We start from the raw sequence: 21,785 nt of genomic DNA on the forward strand, positions 1-21,785 counted from the left end.
ACATTTAGCTCGGTTTTTTGCTGAAACTGACTGATGAGTTGCTGCGTCTGAAAATCGGTAAGAAACGGTTGTCCGGCGATGGTCATCATAAAGGCATAATCCGTAAGATCAAGGCATCTCTGCCATGCAAAGTAAATGGTCCGCGTATTATAACAAGAAGCCCTGTAATAAGCAGGACAAAACCAAGATAAATTGCCAATCACTTCGTTAATATGATGACAAAGCCTTATATAAACCCTGTCGATTTACGACCAAAATAACGTATCTCATAGCAAGTCGCATGGTACAGCGTCACAATTTTTACCTAAACCTTATAATCCTTACAAACACTCACATCGCCTTACTGGCAACCTATATAAATCGTCTAGCGGTAATCGTTATTCTAGATAGCAGTTACAAGCGCGCTGGTTGTTACAACATCCGTTTTTAAAATAAGCGGCTCCTTGACACCAGTACTCAGATGCCGATACTAACTATAAATTTGATAATGATAAATTTAACGTTTATTTACTATAATGAAAAAGGATATCTACCATGAGTGACCACATGAGTAAACAAGAGCAACTCGAGAAAATTCACGCCGTTATCGAAGACGTAAAATTTGCCATGATGAGTACCAGCAACAAAAAGGGTGATATTCATGCGTGGCCGATGACCACCAGTGAGGTTAATCTTGATAATAAAGAAATTTGGTTTATCGGCGATAAATCCTCAGACGTCGTCAAAGATATCCAAGATGACGCAAGAATCGGTCTGACTTATGCTACCCAAGATGAAAAGAACTTTGTATCTGTCAGTGCCAATGCAGAATTGCCAACGGATAAAGCCAAGTTGGATGAGCTTTGGTCACCGGTTTATGATGCGTTTTTTGAGCATGGCAAAGAAGATCCAAATGTACAATTGATCAAAGTCGTGCCTCATGGTGTAGAGTGCTGGCTTAGCGGTAGTACCATCGTCAATATGTTTAAGATGGCAGCGGCAGCGGTACAAGATGGCAAAACTGCTGAAGACATGGGTGAAACCTTCTCTGTTTCTTTATAAGGTAACAGTCAACTGCTAGAGGCATAACAACAAATTCTAGACAATAAAAAACGCCAGTGTTTTATGCGACTGGCGTTTTTATTATATAAATATAATGACTTTATGTAATCACTTTGGCACCAATACTGTGAGCTTAATCGCTTTGTTTTAGATATGGCCAAGCAGCTTTTAAATAAATCATCATCGACCATAAGGTTAAGATCACAGCAGCTACCATTAACACATAGCCTATCATCTCAAGCGATTGCCAGTTTAGCAAAAGCACCGTAATCGCTATCATCTGAAAAGTGGTTTTGAGCTTACCGACATAGGAAACCGCTACGCTGGTGCTTTTACCAAGCTCCGCCATCCATTCGCGTAGCGCCGATACCGCTATTTCACGCGAGATGATCACAATTGCCGCTATCGCCATAATGATATTGGGATGCCATTGTACTAAAACGATAAGCGCAGCTGCCACCATCAGCTTATCAGCGACGGGGTCCAAAAAGCGACCAAAGGCTGATACCACATTAAGCTTACGGGCAAAATAGCCATCAAGCCAATCGGTGATAGCGGCTAGGATAAAAACGCCCGTTAATAATAAGTGGCGCAGTAGGCTGTCGCTAAAGTCACTCATACCAACCTTGGCAATCACATTGTCGGAGATGGCCGGCATACCGATCCCCATGGCAGGTGGCCAATAGGCAATCGCAACAAATAGCGGAATCATCAAGATACGCGCAATCGTCAGATTATTGGGTAAATTAAAAATACTCTTGTTATGCTGCGTACTCGACGGCTCCTGCGGATGCAAATGCGTGCTCTCAGTCATGGCAAACCCAGTTTAATATTGACCTAATAATGGCAGATAGCTTAGCATTTTTCAGGCAAGTCGTCATGCCATCTATGTAGGTATCGTTGATAGCAAGCGTATATCTTTCTAATCGAGCGATTTTTATGCGCATAGAGGGAGTTATAGCTAAGTAAGCTTAGGAAAATAGCGCATTTTCAGTTATAGTCGATTCTAAATAAAATAGATACACCATATTGTAACGCGGAACTGGGATAAATTTTTCTGGCTTGCTGTGCCTACGCCGACAGAGGCTGCGTAAAATTTATCCCAGTCCCGCTGTATCGTTTTAATAATAAATTCACTATATTATAGGCAAAATATATCAATACATCTGTACACTGAAATTTGTAAATAGATGTAAGATTGTCTTGAAATACGTCTGTTTAACCGCATTTCAGTCATAAGAGAAATGAATATGATAATAAGTTTATAGCTAGTTATTTATGGCTTATGATTTTTTATATAATTGCCTAAATACGTTTTCCTCAGTCCACGGTACCTCCTCCGTGGGCTCTTTTTTTGCCTATAAAACTCTGATTTGTATATATTTAATATTTCTATCTGTTGAATAGACCACCAATTTGGCTACCATCTACTCAGAATTTTAACGCTTTTCTTTATACTTAAATGGTTCAGAGAATTGCAGAATCAAAAAGCCAACTACAGATAGGATAATCGCAATTTCATAGCGACCATACGCAACTGAAATACCAATAGCGCCAGTGTTCCATAAGCTCGCTGCCGTCGCCGTCCCTTTTGAGCCTTTTTCGTTTTTGAATATCGCGCCGCCACCGATAAAGCCCATGCCTGTAATAATGGCATACATAATTCTCGCCTCACCAGCTGAATCATAAATATCCATGCCTACCAGCATAAAAGCACATGAGGCAATAGTTACTAAGGGAAAAGTTCTAAGTCCAGCACCGTTGTCTTTCATTTCACGGTTGAGTGCAATCGGTAAAGAGAGGATAAAGGCAATACTCAATTGAAAAAAATGATATTGCATAAGCTCTATATTGATATCAAATCCAAACATCGTGTATTACCTCCTCTATCTCAAGATCATTAATATCAATGACGCCTTAGTAATTTAATAACTTAGCAACTTAGCAACTTAGTAACTTAGTAAAAAGCCACGCTACTTTTACAGCATGGCTTTTTAGCTTTGATACCTATGCTGCCACTCATTTTAAAATGCCTAGTATGGTTAAAATACCGGCATATGGCACCGACACGACTACTTTGCCCGTTCAGTTTTGACCACCTCAACCAGCTCATTGATAACCGCACTGTCAGCTAGGGTAGATAAATCACCAAGTCCAACATACTGCCCTGCCGCTAGACTACGCAATATACGGCGCATGATTTTACCGGAGCGGGTTTTGGGTAGTACATTGACCATATAAATAGCATCTAAATTGGCAATCGGTCCAATCTCAGAGCGTACATGGCGGTTTAATTCAGCCTTTAGTGATTCAGTTGCCGTCTCACTCGACTTTAGGATAACAAAGGCGCAGATACCCATACCGCGTATGTCGTGTGGCATTCCTACTACCGCTGCCTCTGCTGTTGCTGGGTGAGCAACGATCGAGCTTTCAATCTCTGCGGTACCCAGTCGATGACCTGATACATTGAGCACATCGTCGACACGACCCGTAATCCAGTAATGACCATCTTCATCACGCTGCGCGCCATCGCCGGTGAAATAATAGCCGGGATATTCAGTAAAATACGTCGCTAAAAAACGCGCATGATCATTATAAATAGTGCGCATCTGACCGGGCCAGCTACTGTTGATCGCCAAATTGCCTTCAGCAGCCCCTTCAAGTGCGACGCCATCGGTATCGATCACTTCAGGTCTGATACCATAGAGTGGGTTCATCGCCGCGCCCGGCTTCATCGCCACCGTACCCGGTATGGGCGCGAGCATGATACCGCCGGTTTCTGTCTGCCACCAGGTATCGACGACCGGACATTTACCGCCGCCGACGATATGATAGTACCAGTCCCATGCTTCAGGATTGATGGGCTCACCAACTGTGCCAAGTAAGCGTAAACTTGAGCGATCTGACTCACGGACAAAGGTATTGCCCTCTTTCATCATGGCTCTGATAGCGGTCGGTGCAGTATATAAAACGGTAATTTGATGCTTATCAATGATATGGCCAATGCGCGCCCATGTTGGATACTCTGGCACGCCCTCGAACATCACTGTCGTGGTGCCATTGGCAAGCGGTGCGTAAGTGGCGTAAGTATGACCTGTCACCCAACCGACATCGGCGGTGCACCAATAGACATCATCTTCTTTGATATCAAAAACATCACGAAACGTGGACAGCGCATAAGTAATGTAGCCGCCTGTAGTGTGCAATACGCCTTTTGGCTTACCGGTTGACCCTGAGGTATATAATAAAAATAGCGGGTCTTCAGCATTCATGACTTCAGGCTCGCAGTGCTGCGATTCACCATCGACCAAGCTGTGATACCAGATATCACGGCGACCACTCATCGGTACTGAGTTGCCCGTACGATGGACGACGATGACATTGCTAACACTGTCTGTGCCATCCATATCTAACGCACGATCGACATTGGCTTTGAGCGGCGTACGCTTATTACCACGGATACCTTCATCAGCGGTAATCACCAGCTTTGACTGGCTATCAATGATACGATTGCCCAAGCTTTCAGCAGAAAAACCGCCGAATACCACCGAATGTACCGCGCCAATACGGGTACAAGCCAACATGGCAACCACCGCTTCCGGTATCATTGGCATATATAAGGTAACGCGATCGCCCTTTTTAATCCCAAGCTTGCGCATGGCATTTCCTAAGCGACAAACCGCTTCATGCAGCTCTTTAAATGAGATAATTTTATGCAAAGAAGGATGATCGCCTTCCCAGATAATCGCAGGCTTATAGGGATTGTTTTTGAGGTGGCGATCCAAACAGTTGACTGAGATATTTAACTCACCATCCTCAAACCATTTGATATGAAAGTCTTCTAAGTCGTAGCTGACGTCGCTGATTTTGGTGGGCTTTTTAATCCAATCAATCAGCTCGGCACGCTCCGCCCAAAAGGCATCGGTTGCCTCAGGTGAGGCAATGGATTGCTTATATTGTTCAGCATACTGCTCGGCGGTGATATTGGCGGCGGCGAGGAATTCAGGCGCAATAGGAAATGATTTTTGAGTCATGAGCTTTATCCTTTTTTAATTATTATGACCGGTAGCAAACAGCGCTGATAGCGAGGATTGGCACAGGCAATAAGGGTCATCTTCCATAATGGTGACACTCAAAGACAGTTTGACAAATATGCCGAATGGTTGCAAGGCATCAACCACGAATCACAACAATTGCATAGCATAACCCTATGTTTGACCATGCCCATTCTCTAGCAGGTATGTTTACTACTTCTTAAAAATACGGTGGCAACAAAGCTATTTAATCCTTGTAACCTGTTATAAAACATGGACAATAGCAACCTGATATAAAGATGCTACTATTTATATGGCCATTCTTTATATGACAACAGGCTCTATAAGACTTATTTGCACTTTTAAAATCAGGAACTACCGACCATGGACAATCACCGCACTGCCTCACAAGACTCGCATTATGATGTCATTATTATTGGTGCTGGAGCGTCAGGATTATATTGCGCATTAACCGCTGGTCGCCGTGGTCGCCGCGTATTGGTACTTGATCATGCCAATAAAGCCGGCAAAAAAATCCTCATGTCTGGTGGCGGGCGCTGTAACTTTACCAACTATTTCGTTGAGCCTGAGCATTTTATCGGTAGCAATCCGCATTTTTGTAAATCAGCATTGAGCCGCTATCCGAGTTGGGAGTTTATCGCTATGGTTGAGCAGCATAAAATACCCTATCATGAGCGTGAGCATGGTCAGCTGTTTTGTGATGATTCAGCGCAAGATATCTTAACGATGTTACTAAATGAATGCTCCGCCGTCGGTGTGCAAGTTAGGCTCAATACCCAAATCGATAGCGTACAAGCACTCGACAATGATAAAAATGATAAAAACGATAAAAAGGCACGCTTTAAATTACTGACCAGTAAAGCGCTGAGTAAAAAAGACAAACAAGCGCAAAAAGATTTAGCTCATCAAAGTACAGCTGTGCAAGCAAGCTTTTGCTGTGAGTCATTGGTTGTGGCAACAGGCGGCTTGTCCATTCCGACCATGGGTGCAAGCGGTTTGGGCTATGAGCTTGCACAGCAATTTGGTCATAGTCTGATAACGACTGATGCAAGTTTAGTGCCTTTTACCTTTACTGATAAAACTGGCGAGCTGATCCGTACGCTTGCTGGTATCAGTATCCCTGTGATTGCCAGTAACGAGCGCATCTCATTTAAATTGCCGCTGCTATTTACCCATCGCGGACTCTCTGGTCCTGCCATGCTGCAACTGTCCAACTACTGGCAGACAGGCGAAACCATCAGTATCAACCTGCTTCCCGATATCGATATGACCGCGCTATTCCTTACTCATAAAAAGTCACACCCAAGACAGCTTATCCGTACAGTTTTGGCAGATTATACGGACAACGCCTTACCCAAAAAACTGCTGGCAGCGCTACAAACGACTCTGTGGGATGATATCAAAGACAAAGAGCTTGCCAATATCAAAGATGAGCGTTTGATTGAACTTGGAGAAACGCTTAATGGCTGGCAGCTAAAACCTTCTGGCACCGAAGGCTATCGTACTGCTGAGGTCACGCGCGGTGGCATTAAAACGGATGAAGTCTCCTCAAAGACCCTACAAAGCAATTATCAAGATGGGCTGTATTTTATCGGTGAAGTGCTGGATGTCACAGGCTGGCTTGGTGGTTATAACTTCCAATGGGCGTGGGCAAGTGGCTTTGTCTGCGGTGAGGTGGTATAGAGCATATTGACCAAACCATAAAAAGCCACCTTATGAATTATCATAAGGTGGCTTTTTTATTGACCATCAAACTATTATGCTTGATTCAAAAACGGATAGTCGGTATAGCCTTCTGTGCCGCCGCCATAAAAGCTCTGCGGACGCTGCTCATTTAGCGCGGCACCTGTGCGGATACGCTCAGCCAAATCAGGATTGGCGATATAGTCACGACCAAACGCCACTGCATCGATGTAGCCAGCCTTGATATTTTTTTCTGCTTTCTCAGCCGTATAACCACCAGCGGCGATAATTGTCTGATCAAAGGCATCGCGAACACGCTGACGGAACGCGTCGCTGTAAGGCGTACCCCCTGCCCAGTCAGGCTCAGAAAGATGTAAGTACATCAGACCACGCTTATTAATCTGCTCAATCAGCCAAATATTTTCGTCTTCGTTATATCCTGCTTCGACATTATTAAATGTACCGAGCGGCGAGATACGAATACCAATATGGTCAGCATCCCACGCATCAATACAAGCATCAATGACATCGAGGGTCAGACGCGCACGATTCTCACGGCTACCGCCATATTCATCATCACGCTGATTGGTATGCTCAACCCAGAACTGATGTAATAGATAGCCATGCGCGCCATGAATCTCTACCCCATCAAAGCCTGCTTCTTTGGCATTCTTGGTCGCTTGACCAAAGTCAGCGATGACTTGCTTTATCTCTTCCAATTTGGCTGGACGTGGCGTGGTCGCTTCAACGCGGATAGCTTGATTGTTACTATCGCGCAGTGAGGTACGTACCCCTACATGGACATCAGAGGCAGAAATCGGTGCTTTACCATCTGGTTGGACGCTTTCGTGTGCGACCAATCCCGTGTGCCATAGCTGTACGACAATCTTACCACCTTTAGCATGGACATTATCGACAATAGCTTTCCATGCAGTCGTCTGGTCTTGGGTATGGATACCGGGCGCGCCTGCATAACCTTTTGCCTGAAAAGAAACTTGCGTCGCTTCTGCAATGACGAGTCCTGCACCGCTACGCTGCGCATAATACTCACTTGCAAGTACTGTAGGCACATCGCCTGGCTCAACCGCGCGTAAGCGGGTCAACGGTGCCATGATGATGCGATTTTTTAAGGTTTGGGTGCCCATCTTAATGGGTTCAAATAAATTGTCGTGTGCCATAAAAAGCCTTGTTTGTTGTTATAAAAATACGGTTATTACCTTAATAGATAACAGATAAATAGCCCTTAACATCATTAAGCGCTCTACTCATCAGCCGTATTCTTTATAGGGGGTAGCTACTCAGATTCCAAGTAAAACTTACAAACAAAAACACCGACACCAGTATATTTTCAGTCTGTTAAACGCTAATTATTTATGTGATCTTAACAGGGTATTAAGTGAATAGAATCATTAATTTTGCTAAAATTTAGTAATAAAAAAAAGCACCTACTTTTTAATATAAGTGCTTTTTCTCATCGTTATTTTTAATAAATAATCTCAGTCAATCTTAAAAATGATAACCAAGTTTCATACCAAGCGCATAGCCAGTACCATCATCAATATTGGCAACGCGACCATCAACCTTGGTATCGACCGGACCACCTTCAAACCACATATATTGACCGCCCGCAGCAACGCTAAGCTGCTCGGTTAATTGATACTGCGCGCTTAACCCTAAGCTTTTGATAGAGTCATAAGGCCCTAATAAGCTGAGCGGCGCACCAGTGCCATGGTCATAACCCAAGCGTACTTCACCTGAAACTTTTGGATTAAACTGCTTACCCAGTGCTACTTCAACCGCGTAACCGTCTTTTTTATAGGCAGCTAGTGGCTCTTGTGTTGCTAATATCGCCAAAGGCGGGGCAACATTAAAGTTACTCCAATCTACCCAGCGGGCGTTGACCATACCCAGCAATTGATACTTTTCACTGAGACCTGTTTGGAAGTCTAAATTGACCGACTGTGGCATCTTAACCTCAGTCTTACCTGCTAACGGCAATCCTTCTTCCGCTGGTGCTGGCGTTACCCCATCACCACCAGCGATAGGCGGCAAAATAACTTGCAGGTTTTCTACCCCAGATACCTGATATTTGGCGGGCGCGCGATACGTCAACGCCGCTCGCAAAGCCATCTCCGGCTTTTCATACGCCATGCCAATTACCGGCGCGAGCGTGCTTTCGTTTTCAAAGTCTAACGTATAATAAGTCGGCGCTGTCGCCACAGGATTAATAGCTACTTCATTGATAGCACCTAAAGTTGCGGCTTCAGTTGGTGTAATCGTGCCATTATTTTGTTTATTGACCAAATCATAATAAGCCTCAGTGGTCGGTATGCCAAACAGCGCCCCTGCTTCATCGATCACTTGAGAAACAGCAGTGGTCAAACCGACGGGCTGCGCGCCCGTGATATTGCCTTTTAGCGTTTGGTATTCAAGACCACCATATAACCAGACATTATTGCTAATCTTACCGCCGCCTAAAAGCGTGATACCCGTTGTTTCTACCCGCGCCTCGGTCGTACCCATACGATTGTTAAATATATTCCCTGTCGGATACTTGGTATCGACGCCAAAGGGTTGCTCATAAATCAAGGCCAATGCCGTATTGGCCGTCGGGGCGATTTTAAGAGCCGCTCCGGGTAAATCAAAGTCATCCATCATATCGCCGATTTTGTTACCAGCGGCATCGGTGCCTTCGATTTTTGGGTCAACATATGCATAGGATAGCTCGGCATAATTGCCCGGCTCAAAAAAAGGCGCGACCGATTGTTTGCTGTATTCGATGCCAGCGGCATGCGCTGAGCTGATGGCGAGACTTAACACGGTTAAAGTACCAGCAGTGAGCCAATAGCGCGAAGAACGAAAAAGGCTAGCAGAATTATTGAGTCCTAAAAACAGCTGAGCGCTCATGACAATATCCTTTTGTCAGTTAAAAATCTCACCAAACTATAAAATCATGCACACCTTTTATAGTTGGCTTTAATCCCTAGATTAAATAGATAATGTCAACATTTGTCAATATATCAGCAGCGGCTTTATAGGTTTTTCTATTTAATTGAACAACGATAAATACTAAGCTCTTAACGCTCCTCTAACTTTTTTACTAAAAATCTAATGCGTTATTTATATTCATTTAGCAAATTAGCCAACTTATTTATGCAAAATTGGCTTAATATCATATCTAACAATCCTTTCTCGATTGCCCTTTATTTTATTAAGTAGAGAAAAGCATGATGTCAAAATCATTTTTAAAACTATGTTTAGCTTGCTCATTAGTTTTAGGTTTAAGCGGCTGTATCGCTATGGAAAAGCTTGATTATCAATTGATGCAGCAAGAAGATGCCAAATGGCAAGCCGATGAGCAGCTTACTGACACGATTATTGCTATTGGCAAGCCCGCTACGCCTATTGAAGGCATTGAGCATGCGATTGTATTTGCGGGAGAAAAGCGCAGCTATTTGGTGCAGAGCGCCAATAGAGATCGTGAGTTTATTGATATTTTAGAGCAAGTGGATTTGGCTTATTTTTCCTTTAAACCGATGCCAGCATTCAATGCGCCCTATTTTAGAATAAGAATAGGCGAGCAAGGCTGCACATCAAAGCAAGGATGCATTGCCAGCATATTATGGTTTGAAAAACCGACCCATCTGCTTATGGCAGGTGAAACAGCTAAACTTGAAGGGTTTGATTTTACTTGTCATGATGGCTTCACCGGTGGTATGACACGCTGCACAAAAAACCTATGGCGCCTTCCTGTAACAGTGGCACCAGCGGTGAAAAACATCAATACGCTCGCCTATCGCTTGCCGCAACCGACCACGCTAAAGTTTTACAATTATCAGCCGGACAAAGCCTTAGCAGAAGAAAAAAGGCTTAAAGCGCTGATGCCACTTGCCAAAGCGTTTGACATCATCACCTTTCCGATTCAACTTATCATGGTAGAAGGTACTAAATAAGTACTATTTATCGTTATAAAACATTAAGCTTTCAGCATCTTTTTGATAGACAACTCTAAAGATAAATAGGTACCAAACAATATCACCATAGAGCCAATAATCGCGGGGGTATCTAACGCCTCACCAAGCAGCAGATAGCCTAAAATAATGGCAAAAATCGGAATCACCAAAGTAATACTGGTTGCCCGTACAGGGCCAATGCTTTTAATCAACTGATTCATAAAAATCAGCGCGATCGCGGTTGAGAATACCCCAATACAAATGACAGAAATCCAAGCCGTTAAGCTGATACTCTTGCCATAAGGAAACTCATAAACGGCTACAGGCAACATAATTATACTGGCAATGATCAGCGAGCCTGCGGTGATCGCGACTGGGGAGACATTCTCCAGATAATTTCGAGTGATATTTGCCCCAAGCGCATAGCCAATACAGGCCAGCAATGCGTAGCCCATCGGTAATAATACTGAACCTGAACCAGCACCCTGCCCGCCAAACAGGTTCTCACTCATCAAAATAATCACACCGATAACGCCGATAACCAAACCAAGAATCTGCTTTTTCGACAAGCGGTCTTTAAAAAATACACTGGCGATAAAGCCGCTTATCATCGGCACAGAGGCATTCAATACTGCCAATACCCCAGCGTTTACCGAACGCGCTGAAAAAGCAAACAGTATAAAAGGGATAGCCGCAGAAAATAGCCCGACCAGCGTCAGTACTTTCCAGTTTTCACGAATCCCTATTCTGTTTTTCTTTTTAAGTATTACAAACACCAACATTGTCAGTCCGGCCAATACCACCCGTAAGCTGGCAAAAGCCAGTGAACCAAACTCAGGCACGCCGACACGATAAAAAATAAAAGACAGCGACCACATAAAGGATAAGGTGATAAAAATAATGAGGTCGCGGTTAGACATAAGGGTATCCTATCGAGCAGAAGACAGTAAAAAAACCTCGATGATAACTGGTTCAACGCTCAATAAGTATTATTTTTTCTACATTTGTTACCAATTTTTTATAATGTTACCTTGTCTAAAATAAAATCAATGTCTTTGTCACCGCGCCCTGACAAATTGACCAAAATCGTCTCATCTGCTGACATGTCTTTAGCGATTTTCATCGCATAAGCAATGGCATGTGCCGACTCTAACGCAGGGATAATACCCTCAAGGCGTGATAACGCCATAAAGGCTTCTAAACATTCGGCATCAGTCGCCGACTCATAAGTAGCAAGCGCTAAATCTCGCAGATGCGAATGCTGCGGTCCAACCCCGGGATAATCAAGTCCTGAGGCAATCGAATGCACCGGTGCAGGCTCGCCTTTTTCATCGAGCAGCACATAACACTTAAAACCATGAATCTCACCTTTGATGCCAAGTGACATGGTCGCTGCATGATTGGGCGTATCTAGACCTTCACCTGCTGGTTCTACGCCGATTTTTTCTACCTCGGCATCATCGAAAAAGCCGCTAAATATACCGATAGCATTGGAGCCGCCGCCAACACAAGCAACCACTTTATTCGGCAGCTTACCCGTCGTCGCTAAGAACTGCGCCCGTGCTTCATGACCGACCACCGACTGAAAGTAGCTGACGATCTCTGGATAGGGCGCAGGCCCCAATGCGGAGCCAATCGCAAACATGCTAGTATCAAGCTCATTTAAATAAGTCTCAAAGGCGCTATCGACCGCTTCTTTTAGCGTCCCAGCCCCGCGTGAAACTGGCACGATATTGGCACCCAAAATCTTCATCCGGCTGACGTTTGGATGCTCTTTTTTAATATCAACCACGCCCATGTGTATCTCACACTCTAGCCCCATCAAGGCCGCTGCTGTCGCCAATGCGACACCATGCTGCCCTGCGCCCGTCTCAGCAATCACTTTGGTTTTGCCTAATTTCTTGGCCAATAATACTTCGCCCAAACAGTGATTAATCTTATGTGCGCCTGTATGGTTCAAATCCTCACGCTTAAAATAAATCTGTGCGCCGCCGCAATGCTCGGTCAAACGCTGCGCATGATAAATAGGACTTGGGCGACCAACATAGGTCTCACGTAAGCGCTGCATCTCAGCGATAAAGTCATCGTTTTTGATAATCTCACGAAAACCTGTCTCAATCTCGCTCATGGCTTTGGCAAGCTCAGGATGAGCAATTTTGCCACCGAACTCGCCATATAAACCATCGCTATTTGGCAAGATAGATTGATGTAAGCCGTAGTCAGAGACGGTATTTTGCATTGTCATAGTTGAGCCTTATTGTTTTCAATTAATTACTACTATTGTTGTCTTTGCCGAATTATTTAGCTTTTTTAAAGATAAAAATAATTAAATGTATTTATGCTCTAGTACATTGAAACAAGATAATAAGCGAAATTTTCTATTTGGTCAAGTTTACCTGCCTTTCTAAAATCATTGGCTAAGTGATTGGATGAAAACTGATTAAAGCATGGGCTAAAAACTGGCAAAAATAGTCGGTGAATGAAGCTTTATCTGTCTATGACTCTTAGGACAATCGTATGACTGAAATAATAACGCAACCTTTGTTTGTTAATATAATGCTCATTTGGCTGAATACACTATTGCAGTCACAGGCTAATTTTAGTCAGCTCAGACTTTTTAGCTTACATATTCATATTAGGAATTACCATGCAACGACGCCAACTGATTAAAGCCATGGGTTTGAGCGTAGCTACCGTCAGCACCTCCGCTGCGGTAAGCGGCTGTCAAACGCTTGCCAAGCAGCCAAGACTACCTAGTACCATCACCCAAGCGGGACACTTTCCTAATATCATTGTCGGTAGTGGTTATGGCGGCGCAGTATCGGCGCTACGATTAAGCGAAAAAGGTCATAAAGTGCTGATACTTGAGATGGGGATGCGCTGGGATAGAACGCCAAATCACGACACCTTTTGCAAAATGATTAGCGCTGATAAACGCTCAAGTTGGTTTAGCAATATGCCAAACGCCCCTATCCCGATTCCGATACCTATCAGAAAATATCCTGGGGTTTTAGATTTAATCGAATATGATGAGATGAAAGTCTTTGCAGGACGTGCTTACGGTGGCGGCTCTATCGTCAATGGCGCGATTGCCATTGCCCCTAGACGCTCGCATTTTGAAGCAGTGTTTCCTTGGATTAACTCTGATGAGATGTACGACACTTATTTCCCTCGTGCTATGAAGGAACTGAAAGTCAGTAAAATCCCTGAGACGTTTTTTAATGAGTCCGAGCATTATGAATACACTCGCGCTGCTGAACGCCAAACTGAAAAAGCCGGACTAAAGACCGAATTCTTTGGTAACAGCTACGACTTTGATTATATGCAACGTGAGGCGCGCGGTGAAGTTTATAAGTCGGCACTCGGCGGCGAAGTCATCTATGGCAATAACGCTGGCAAGTTTTCACTTGATTTAACCTATCTAAAAGATGCTGAAGCCACGGGGAATGTCACCGTCAAAACCCTACACAAAGTTAATAGCATCCAAGCGCTCGATAATAACCAACTTAGATTAGAAGTTCATGTGTTAAATACCACAGGCGGCATCGATAAAGTAGAGCATTACACTTGCGATAAACTGTTTCTAAATGCGGGCAGTACAGGCACTTCAGAGCTGCTACTCAAAAGCCAAGCGGAAGGCAAATTAAACAACCTAAACGAACATATCGGGCAGCACTGGGGACCAAACGGTAATATTATGACCGGTCGCAATTTCGTCCACGCCGCGGGCACCACCCAATCAACCATTCCGGTCAAAGGCATCAATATGTGGGACGGCGATAGAGGCGGCTCAAAGTATAAAATTTTTGCTGAGCTTGCGCCATTGCCGCTAGGGCTTGAGACGTGGACGACGCTATATCTTGCCATCACTGACAATCCAGAACGCGGTAACTATTACTATGACAAAGCCACCAAAACCGTCAAACTTAACTGGAAACGCGAGCAAAATCAGTACTCAGTAAACGCTGCTAAAGAGCTGATTGAGAAGCTTGCCAAAGTAAATGGTGGCTCGACATCAAGCTTATTATTCACCAATGGCTTCGGCGATAACTTCTGCTATCACCCACTTGGTGGTTGTGTATTGGGTAAAGCGACTGATGAATTTGGTCGCGTAAAAGGACATCAAAATATCTATGTGCAAGATGGGGCATTAATCCCCGGTAGCGCTGGCGTCAATCCATATGTATTTATCACAGGACTTGCTGAGCGTAATATGGCGAGTATTTTGAGGGAAGATTTTGGGTAGGTTAATGAAGAATGAATACAAATTTAATCCACTAATTCAGAGTGTAAATCTTCAAAATTAATGGACTAAGCTTTGCAAGCTATCTTTAAATAATTATGTGATATAGACTTTTAGCTACTAGTTACAACTGTTTATCCACTCCAATTTTCTCTTCAAGTATCTCAATTAAATAGAAACCTCAGACTTAAACCGCTCCCATGCCACACACTCATTGAATTCCAACCTCGCATCGGCAACAATAGCTGCTACTAACAGTATTAATAATAAAAAGGATAAGTAATGAAACTGCGCATCTTAAAATCTAGCGTGACCAACCCTTGGTTTAACCTTGCAACCGAGGATTGGATATTTAATACGCTCAATCCCGACTCGCACACGCTATTCTTATGGCGCAATAGCGAGACCGTAGTCATTGGACGCTCGCAAAACCCATGGGTAGAGTGCAAAATCGATAAGATGGAAGCCGACGATGTGTTTTTGGCGCGGCGTCAGAGTGGCGGTGGCGCGGTGTTTCATGATTTGGGCAATACCAACTTTACCTTTTTATCACCCAAAGACGACTACGATCAAGCAGCGAACTTTACCATTATCATCAATGCGCTCAAAAAATTGGGCATAGAAGCAGATTTATCTGGTCGTAACGACATGCAAGTCGGCGATAAAAAGATATCAGGCAGCGCCTTTAAACACGCGGCGGATCGCAGTTTTCATCACGGGACTTTATTGGTCAATGCCAACATGCAAAAGCTTGGAGATTATCTTAATCCGCATCCGCTTAAGCTGAAAGCTAAAGGTATCAAATCTGTCCGTTCTCGCGTCGCTAATCTGGTCGAGTTTAACGAGGATATCAATCACGAGACGTTATCCGAGGCGATTATCGAGGCGTTTTGCGAATACTATCGTGACACTGATTATGGCGACACCGTGCCAGTAGAAGAATTGGATGAAGCCAGTCTCGCCAAGCAGCCTAACCTGAATAAATACTATCAGCAGATGGCAGATTGGGATTGGCGCTTTGGTAAGACGCCTGAGTTCACCCATCACATTGAGACGCGCTTTGATTGGGGCATTATTGATTTGCACCTTGATGTGAAGCAAGCGGTGATACGCGATGTGGTCATTTTCTCTGATGCATTAAACGTTGAATTAATTGAGCTATTAAAAGATACATTGACGGACATCAAATACGATAAGCATGAGATTAAAGCTAAGTTTGATGAATTAGGCAAAGCGCATTCTGAATTGGCGGCGCAGATTGACGACGTGTCTGTATGGATGCTGAGTGAAATGGAAGGTTAGCTTTTCTACAAGAAAGTTAGGGGGCAATTAACCGCATTTTATTGATTAATTGCTTGGTTAAGCAGACAAAAAAAACGGTAAGATCATTAATCTCACCGTTTCTATATTTAACCCAAATCATTCAAATGTTAGATCGCAGCCGCAACCTCAGCACCATCACGAATCGCACGTTTGGCATCTAGCTCAGCCGCAAGTTTTGCCCCGCCGATGAGATGGTATTGCGCGTCTGGTGCATCACCGACGTTTGGCATCAGTTCAACGACCGACTCTTGACCGGCACAGACCACAACACTATCAACACGTAGCAGCTGACTTTGACCTTGATTATTGGTGATCCAAATACCTTCATTGGTGATTTTATCGTACTTTGCGCCCGATACTTGGATGACGCCGTGTGATTTAACATGGGCACGATGTACCCAGCCCGAGGTTTTATTAAGACCACTGCCCAAGCGACCTTTGCTACGCTGCATCAAGTACACTTGGCGGATAGGCTTAATGGCTTCAGGTTGAATCAGTCCGCCCTCAGTTTGATAATCCGTGGCAGAGGTGACGCCCCATTCTTCACGCCACGCTTCGATAGACTGCGCTTTTGGACGATAGCTTGGGTCTTTTAAGAGCTCAGGACCTAGCTCATCTAATGGCTGACCATGTTTGGCGGTCAGATATTCACTAACGTCAAAACCGATACCACCTGCTCCGATGACCGCGACGGTGTCACCGACGGATTTCTCACCAGAGAGCAGTTCAGCGTAGCTGATGACTTGCGGTAAATCAGCGCCTTCAAGCTTACCCGCTAGGCTTCTTGGAACCACGCCGGTTGCGACGATGACATGATGGAATTTTGCTTTTTCTAGCATAGCCTTGTCGACTTTGGTATTAAGTTTAATCTCAACACCTAAGTGCTCAAGCTCATTGATATAATAGCGAATGGTTTCAAAAAACTCTTCTTTACCTGGGATGACTTTGGCGTAATTAAACTGACCGCCCAAGATGTCTTTGGCTTCAAATAACGTCACATCATGACCACGTAAGGCGGCGACATGAGCAGCTGACATGCCAGCGACACCGCCACCGATGACGGCGACTTTTTTCGGTTTTTTGGTTTTTTTATAGACCAGTTCAGTCTCGTAGCAAGCTTGCGGATTGACCAAACAGGTTGAGCGTTTATTCTCAAAGGTATGATCAAGACAAGCTTGGTTACAGGCGATACAGGTATTGATGCGATCTGCCTGACCATTTTTGGCTTTATTCACCCAATGGGCATCGGCTAGGAACGGACGCGCCATCTGAATCATATCTGCCTGACCACTAGCGACGATTTCTTCTGCGGTTTCAGGCATATTGATACGGTTGGCTGCCATCATAGGGATGCTGATATGTTTTTTAATTTCAGCGGTAAAATCCACAAAAGCGGCGCGCGGTACGCTGGTGACAATCGTCGGTACGCGCGCTTCATGCCAGCCGATACCGGTATTCATGATGGTCACGCCCGCTGCTTCTAAGGCTTTAGCGACGGTGATGACCTCATCCATGACATTACCGTCTTTGACCAAATCGATGACCGATAAGCGGAATAAAATAATAAAATCTTCACCAGCTGCTTCACGTACGGCTTTTACCACGTTGACCGCAAACTTCATGCGGTTTTGAATATCACCGCCGTATTCATCGGTACGTTTATTGACATGACGAGATAAAAATTGATTGAGCAGATAGCCTTCTGAGCCCATGATTTCGACACCATCATAACCCGCTTGCTTGGCAAGTTTGGCACAGCGGGCATAGTCTTTAACAGTTTGCTCGATGTTTTTGATGCTCATCTTACGCGGTTTAAATGGCGAAATTGGCGATTTAATCGGACTCGCTGACACGGCAAACGGATGATAACCATAGCGACCGCTGTGCAGGATTTGCATGATGATTTTGCTGTCATATTTATGGGCAGCACGGGTGACGCGTTGATGATTGAGAACATCAGCGCGGGTGTTCATGGTGCCGCCAGCAGGGAGTAACCAACCTTCACGATTGGGTGAAATACCGCCGGTAATCATCATCGCCACGCCGCCCTTGGCACGTTCGGCAAAATACGCCGCCAGTTTACCGTAATTATAAAAACGGTCTTCAAGCCCCGTATGCATCGAACCCATTACCATCCGGTTTTTAAGCGTGGTAAAGCCCAAATCGAGCGGCTCAAATAAATGCGGATAGTGCTCGTTGGTGCTGGCGGTCTCAATGGTATTGGCGGTACGGCTGGCGGTCATATCATTTTCCTTATGAATGGTTTGTAGAAATACTGATTAAAGCTGGTCGGGATTTTTAAACGTTATGTTTTTAAAAATAAGGCTTATTGGAAACAGTTAAGCGTTGGGATTTAACTTCACTGGTATCGTAACACACCGCTATTATCATCAGCTATGCAGACAAGCGACTGATGAGTGAACACTATGTGCATGAGGCTCATTGCTCATGTGATTCAATACTAGAAAGCGCTAAAAACATACTCGCTTTTCACAGAGCATTGTCTATAATGGATGAGCAAATATTTACCATGAGTCACCTATCGGCGAGTTGCTACGAAGGTCAGCAAGAATATCAACGGCTCATCATACACTGATAAAGAGCGAAGCCACCTTGATAGCCGACTTGTAGCATATTCGCCGAATTATAAAAGCAAGATAAAGGACTATCCCCATGACAGACTTCCATACTGGTCTTGGCAAAAATGCCGCCAACCATCAACCGCTTACCCCTATTGACTTTATCATCCGTAGCGCACAGGTCTATCCTGATAAAACCGCCATTATCTATGATGATTTAGAGCACAATAACCTCACGCAAACGTGGCAACAGACTTATGATCGCTGTCGTCAATTGGCGGATGGTCTGCGTAAATTGGGTATCGATAAAAATGATACGGTAGCGGTCATGATGCCAAATACGCCAGCGATGGTCGAATGTGCCTTTGGTGTACCGATGTCAGGCGGCGTGCTTTGCACCCTTAATACCCGCCTTGATATCAATGCCTTGAGTTTTTGTTTGCAACACTCAGAGGCAAAGGTATTAATCTTGGACAGCGAGTTTGCTGAGCACGCTGAGATGATCGATGAAGCGTTTCCTAATCTCATCGTCATTCATGCGACCGACGCGGCGCTCGATATCGAGCGTTTTGGTATCATGAGTTATGAAGAGTTAATCGCCAGCTCAGACAATTTGGATAATTGGGAAAAACCGCTCGATGAATGGGATGCAATCGCCCTCAACTATACCTCTGGTACCACGGGCAAACCTAAAGGTGTGGTCTATCATCACCGCGGTGCCACGCTCAACGCTGTCTCTAACATTTTAGATTGGGATATGCCCAAGCATCCCATGTATCTATGGACGCTGCCACTATTCCATTGCAATGGTTGGTGTTTCCCATGGACCATCGCTGAGCGCGCGGGCGTCAACGTCTGCTTGCGTAAAATTGACGCTGATTTGATTTTGCAGCTGATTGCCAAGTATAAAGTCAGTCATTATTGCTCAGCGCCGGTGGTACACAATATGATTGCTGGTGGTAAGCCTGAATATAAAGACGCTATTAACCATGAAGTCAAAGGCTGGGTCGCTGGTGCGCCGCCCTCTGAAACCATGCTCGCTGCTATGGAAGCGATGGGCTTTCATATCTCGCACGTTTATGGTCTCACCGAAGTTTATGGTCCGGTCACTGTCTGCGCTGAGCAAGAAGAATGGGATGCGCTCGATGTCGCTGCTCGTGCGCAGAAAAAATCTCGCCAAGGGATCACCTCGCATTTGATGACGGGCTTTGAGCTATTTAAACAAGGGACTACTGAGCCGGTTGCTGCTGATGGCGAAGAGATGGGCGAGCTGGCACTGCGCGGTAATATGGTGATGAAAGGTTATCTAAAAAGCCGTAAAGCAACCGAAGAAGCCTTTGCTGACGGCTGGTTCCGTACTGGTGATTTGGGTGTTAAATACCCTGATGGCTATATCAAAATCATGGATCGTCTCAAAGATATCATCATCTCAGGTGGCGAGAATATCTCTAGTATCGAGGTCGAAAACGTCTTATATAAAATGCCTGAAATCCAAAGCTGTGCGGTCGTTGCCGCGCCGCATGACAAATGGGGCGAAGTGCCAGTCGCCTTTATCGAGATTCATGAAGGTAGCACCTTACAGCGCGATAATGTGATGGCGCATTGCAAGCAGCATTTGGCTGGTTTTAAAGTACCCAAATATATTATCTTTGCTGAAATCCCAAAGACCAGCACCGGTAAAGTGCAGAAATTTGAGCTACGTCAAGCGGCAAAATCATTGGCACACGAAACGCCAAAAGTGAGCCCAAGTACAACGTAGAACAATGCAATATAAGCTTTTTATATGATAAGTAATTGAGTATAAAAAAGGTCAGCCTAATGAATGTAGGCTGACCTTTTTGCTTAGCTATTATTAACCAACAGGCTAATTAAACTTTGGCTCAAGCCATTTGAAAATCAGCATCCCGAACAGCATCGCAGGGGCAAACACGTAGGCTTGCCAATGCCCTGTTCCTAGCAGCACAACACTAGGCCCCGGGCAGATGCCCACAAGACCCCAACCGATACCAAACATCATAGCCCCGATGAGCAGTTTTTTATCAATCACGGTATTACTTGGCAATAAAATAAACGTGCCAGCCCAGCTGGTCTTTTGCCGCTTGGCCAGTTGTACACCAACAATAGCTACCAGTAGCCCGCCACCCATCACCAGTGCCAAAGAGATATCCCATGCGCCAAAGACATCCAAGAACCCTTGTAACTTAGCAGGGTCAGTCATGCCTGCTATCAGTAGCCCCAAGCCGAATAATACCCCAGCTAGCAATCCAATCATATTTTTTAGCATTATTGTGCCTCATACTTAATCTATTCATTCAAGCTGTAATAAATCATCTGTCATCTATATCAGCTGATAATAAAACCCTGCGCTATCAAGCATATACTGGGCTTAAATCATACCCAAGACATGCCTGCCCACATATACCGTTATGATACCGAACAACATAAAGGTCACTGTCGCTGCAAGCGAACGTGGTGACAGGCGTGCGTTACCACAAATACCGTGACCACTGGTACAGCCTGACCCCAGACGCGTACCGAAGCCCACCAGTATCCCAGCACCAATCAATAATGGTAAGGATGTGGTGATTTCTATATCAGGCAAGGGTCTGACCAAACTGTAGAGCAAGGGCGAAACGATCAAGCCTAGGATAAACAGTACTTGCCATACCTCTATATCTTTGGGCTTTAACAAACTCGAAAAAATACCACTAATACCTGCAATACGCCCAATACCTAGTAACAACACAACGGTCGACAGCCCAAGCAGCAAACCACCAACTAAGGAGATAGGAGTAAAGGCGAGCCAGTCTATTTGTATACTCATAATATTTACCTAAAGCAATTTTTACCAACAATGAAAAATATCGTTCTACATAAATACATTATATAATAAAATATATCAAAAGGG

At 44.5% G+C, this 21,785-nt stretch carries 16 protein-coding genes; 6 read left to right on the top strand and 10 right to left on the bottom strand.

Features of this window, described 5'->3' with window-relative positions; genetic code table 11:
• Positions 1–534: 534 nt before the first annotated feature.
• Positions 535–1,041: a pyridoxamine 5'-phosphate oxidase family protein gene (locus ABYU67_RS09770; RefSeq protein WP_372844812.1), complete on the top strand. Its 507-nt coding sequence runs from the start codon at positions 535–537 to the stop codon at positions 1,039–1,041.
• 133 nt (positions 1,042–1,174) lie between these two features.
• Here ABYU67_RS09770 and pgsA read toward each other — a convergent pair whose 3' ends face one another.
• The 3 genes from pgsA to acs all read right to left on the bottom strand — a co-directional run bounded on the left by pgsA (position 1,175) and on the right by acs (position 5,075).
• Positions 1,175–1,855, bottom strand: a complete 681-nt coding sequence (gene pgsA, locus ABYU67_RS09775) for a CDP-diacylglycerol--glycerol-3-phosphate 3-phosphatidyltransferase (RefSeq protein ID WP_372844813.1) — start codon at positions 1,853–1,855, stop codon at positions 1,175–1,177.
• Positions 1,856–2,480: 625 nt separating this feature from the next.
• A complete protein-coding gene (locus tag ABYU67_RS09780; protein WP_372844814.1) occupies positions 2,481–2,912 on the bottom strand; it encodes an MgtC/SapB family protein in 432 nt (143 codons plus the stop codon).
• A 201-nt stretch (positions 2,913–3,113) separates the two neighbouring features.
• On the bottom strand, positions 3,114–5,075 hold the full coding sequence (gene acs, locus ABYU67_RS09785) for an acetate--CoA ligase (protein WP_372844815.1): 1,962 nt from the start codon (positions 5,073–5,075) through the stop codon (positions 3,114–3,116).
• Between the two features lie 384 nt (positions 5,076–5,459).
• Here acs and ABYU67_RS09790 point away from each other — a divergent pair, with 384 nt between their 5' ends.
• Positions 5,460–6,779 carry an NAD(P)/FAD-dependent oxidoreductase gene (locus ABYU67_RS09790; protein ID WP_372844816.1) on the top strand — a complete coding sequence of 440 codons (1,320 nt, stop codon included), beginning with the start codon at positions 5,460–5,462 and terminating at the stop codon, positions 6,777–6,779.
• A 74-nt stretch (positions 6,780–6,853) separates the two neighbouring features.
• On the opposite strand, the gene ABYU67_RS09795 is transcribed toward ABYU67_RS09790, so the two are convergent.
• Positions 6,854–7,957, bottom strand: a complete 1,104-nt coding sequence (locus ABYU67_RS09795) for an alkene reductase (protein WP_372844817.1) — start codon at positions 7,955–7,957, stop codon at positions 6,854–6,856.
• Positions 7,958–8,285: 328 nt separating this feature from the next.
• Entirely contained in the window at positions 8,286–9,686 is a 1,401-nt protein-coding gene (locus tag ABYU67_RS09800) for an outer membrane protein transport protein (protein ID WP_372844818.1), read from the bottom strand.
• 392 nt (positions 9,687–10,078) lie between these two features.
• Between ABYU67_RS09800 and ABYU67_RS09805 the strand changes: the two genes are divergently transcribed.
• Positions 10,079–10,732, top strand: a complete 654-nt coding sequence (locus ABYU67_RS09805) for a hypothetical protein (RefSeq protein WP_372844819.1) — start codon at positions 10,079–10,081, stop codon at positions 10,730–10,732.
• Positions 10,733–10,755: 23 nt separating this feature from the next.
• Here ABYU67_RS09805 and ABYU67_RS09810 read toward each other — a convergent pair whose 3' ends face one another.
• Positions 10,756–11,652: a DMT family transporter gene (locus tag ABYU67_RS09810; protein ID WP_372844820.1), complete on the bottom strand. Its 897-nt coding sequence runs from the start codon at positions 11,650–11,652 to the stop codon at positions 10,756–10,758.
• 98 nt (positions 11,653–11,750) lie between these two features.
• Positions 11,751–12,977, bottom strand: a complete 1,227-nt coding sequence (gene trpB, locus ABYU67_RS09815) for a tryptophan synthase subunit beta (protein ID WP_372844821.1) — start codon at positions 12,975–12,977, stop codon at positions 11,751–11,753.
• A 402-nt stretch (positions 12,978–13,379) separates the two neighbouring features.
• Between trpB and ABYU67_RS09820 the strand changes: the two genes are divergently transcribed.
• Both ABYU67_RS09820 and ABYU67_RS09825 read left to right on the top strand, forming a co-directional pair.
• A complete protein-coding gene (locus ABYU67_RS09820; protein ID WP_372844822.1) occupies positions 13,380–14,978 on the top strand; it encodes a GMC oxidoreductase in 1,599 nt (532 codons plus the stop codon).
• A 279-nt stretch (positions 14,979–15,257) separates the two neighbouring features.
• Complete coding sequence (locus tag ABYU67_RS09825) at positions 15,258–16,277, top strand: lipoate--protein ligase (RefSeq protein WP_372844823.1); 1,020 nt, start codon at positions 15,258–15,260, stop codon at positions 16,275–16,277.
• Between the two features lie 128 nt (positions 16,278–16,405).
• Here ABYU67_RS09825 and ABYU67_RS09830 read toward each other — a convergent pair whose 3' ends face one another.
• Positions 16,406–18,541 (bottom strand): FAD-dependent oxidoreductase, encoded by a 2,136-nt coding sequence (locus ABYU67_RS09830; RefSeq protein WP_372844824.1) that lies wholly within the window; start codon positions 18,539–18,541, stop codon positions 16,406–16,408.
• Positions 18,542–18,971: 430 nt separating this feature from the next.
• Between ABYU67_RS09830 and ABYU67_RS09835 the strand changes: the two genes are divergently transcribed.
• Entirely contained in the window at positions 18,972–20,636 is a 1,665-nt protein-coding gene (locus ABYU67_RS09835; RefSeq protein WP_372844825.1) for an AMP-binding protein, read from the top strand.
• A 105-nt stretch (positions 20,637–20,741) separates the two neighbouring features.
• On the opposite strand, the gene ABYU67_RS09840 is transcribed toward ABYU67_RS09835, so the two are convergent.
• Together ABYU67_RS09840 and ABYU67_RS09845 are read right to left on the bottom strand one after the other, a co-directional pair.
• Positions 20,742–21,161, bottom strand: coding sequence for a DUF6691 family protein (locus ABYU67_RS09840; protein ID WP_372844826.1), 420 nt, complete (start codon positions 21,159–21,161; stop codon positions 20,742–20,744).
• Positions 21,162–21,263: 102 nt separating this feature from the next.
• Positions 21,264–21,701 carry a YeeE/YedE family protein gene (locus ABYU67_RS09845; RefSeq protein WP_372844827.1) on the bottom strand — a complete coding sequence of 146 codons (438 nt, stop codon included), beginning with the start codon at positions 21,699–21,701 and terminating at the stop codon, positions 21,264–21,266.
• Positions 21,702–21,785 lie beyond the last annotated feature (84 nt).

It is taken from the genome of Psychrobacter sp. (genome assembly GCF_041554015.1).
GTDB lineage: Bacteria > Pseudomonadota > Gammaproteobacteria > Pseudomonadales > Moraxellaceae > Psychrobacter.

Excerpts from the sequence above, each read along its gene's own strand:
- ABYU67_RS09770 (WP_372844812.1), top strand. The coding sequence starts at position 535 with ATGAGTGACCACATGAGTAAACAAGAGCAACTCGAGAAAATTCACGCC.
- pgsA (WP_372844813.1), bottom strand. The coding sequence starts at position 1,855 with ATGACTGAGAGCACGCATTTGCATCCGCAGGAGCCGTCGAGTACGCAG.
- ABYU67_RS09780 (WP_372844814.1), bottom strand. The coding sequence starts at position 2,912 with ATGTTTGGATTTGATATCAATATAGAGCTTATGCAATATCATTTTTTT.
- acs (WP_372844815.1), bottom strand. The coding sequence starts at position 5,075 with ATGACTCAAAAATCATTTCCTATTGCGCCTGAATTCCTCGCCGCCGCC.
- ABYU67_RS09790 (WP_372844816.1), top strand. The coding sequence starts at position 5,460 with ATGGACAATCACCGCACTGCCTCACAAGACTCGCATTATGATGTCATT.
- ABYU67_RS09795 (WP_372844817.1), bottom strand. The coding sequence starts at position 7,957 with ATGGCACACGACAATTTATTTGAACCCATTAAGATGGGCACCCAAACC.
- ABYU67_RS09800 (WP_372844818.1), bottom strand. The coding sequence starts at position 9,686 with ATGAGCGCTCAGCTGTTTTTAGGACTCAATAATTCTGCTAGCCTTTTT.
- ABYU67_RS09805 (WP_372844819.1), top strand. The coding sequence starts at position 10,079 with ATGGAAAAGCTTGATTATCAATTGATGCAGCAAGAAGATGCCAAATGG.
- ABYU67_RS09810 (WP_372844820.1), bottom strand. The coding sequence starts at position 11,652 with ATGTCTAACCGCGACCTCATTATTTTTATCACCTTATCCTTTATGTGG.
- trpB (WP_372844821.1), bottom strand. The coding sequence starts at position 12,977 with ATGACAATGCAAAATACCGTCTCTGACTACGGCTTACATCAATCTATC.
- ABYU67_RS09820 (WP_372844822.1), top strand. The coding sequence starts at position 13,380 with ATGCAACGACGCCAACTGATTAAAGCCATGGGTTTGAGCGTAGCTACC.
- ABYU67_RS09825 (WP_372844823.1), top strand. The coding sequence starts at position 15,258 with ATGAAACTGCGCATCTTAAAATCTAGCGTGACCAACCCTTGGTTTAAC.
- ABYU67_RS09830 (WP_372844824.1), bottom strand. The coding sequence starts at position 18,541 with ATGACCGCCAGCCGTACCGCCAATACCATTGAGACCGCCAGCACCAAC.
- ABYU67_RS09835 (WP_372844825.1), top strand. The coding sequence starts at position 18,972 with ATGACAGACTTCCATACTGGTCTTGGCAAAAATGCCGCCAACCATCAA.
- ABYU67_RS09840 (WP_372844826.1), bottom strand. The coding sequence starts at position 21,161 with ATGCTAAAAAATATGATTGGATTGCTAGCTGGGGTATTATTCGGCTTG.
- ABYU67_RS09845 (WP_372844827.1), bottom strand. The coding sequence starts at position 21,701 with ATGAGTATACAAATAGACTGGCTCGCCTTTACTCCTATCTCCTTAGTT.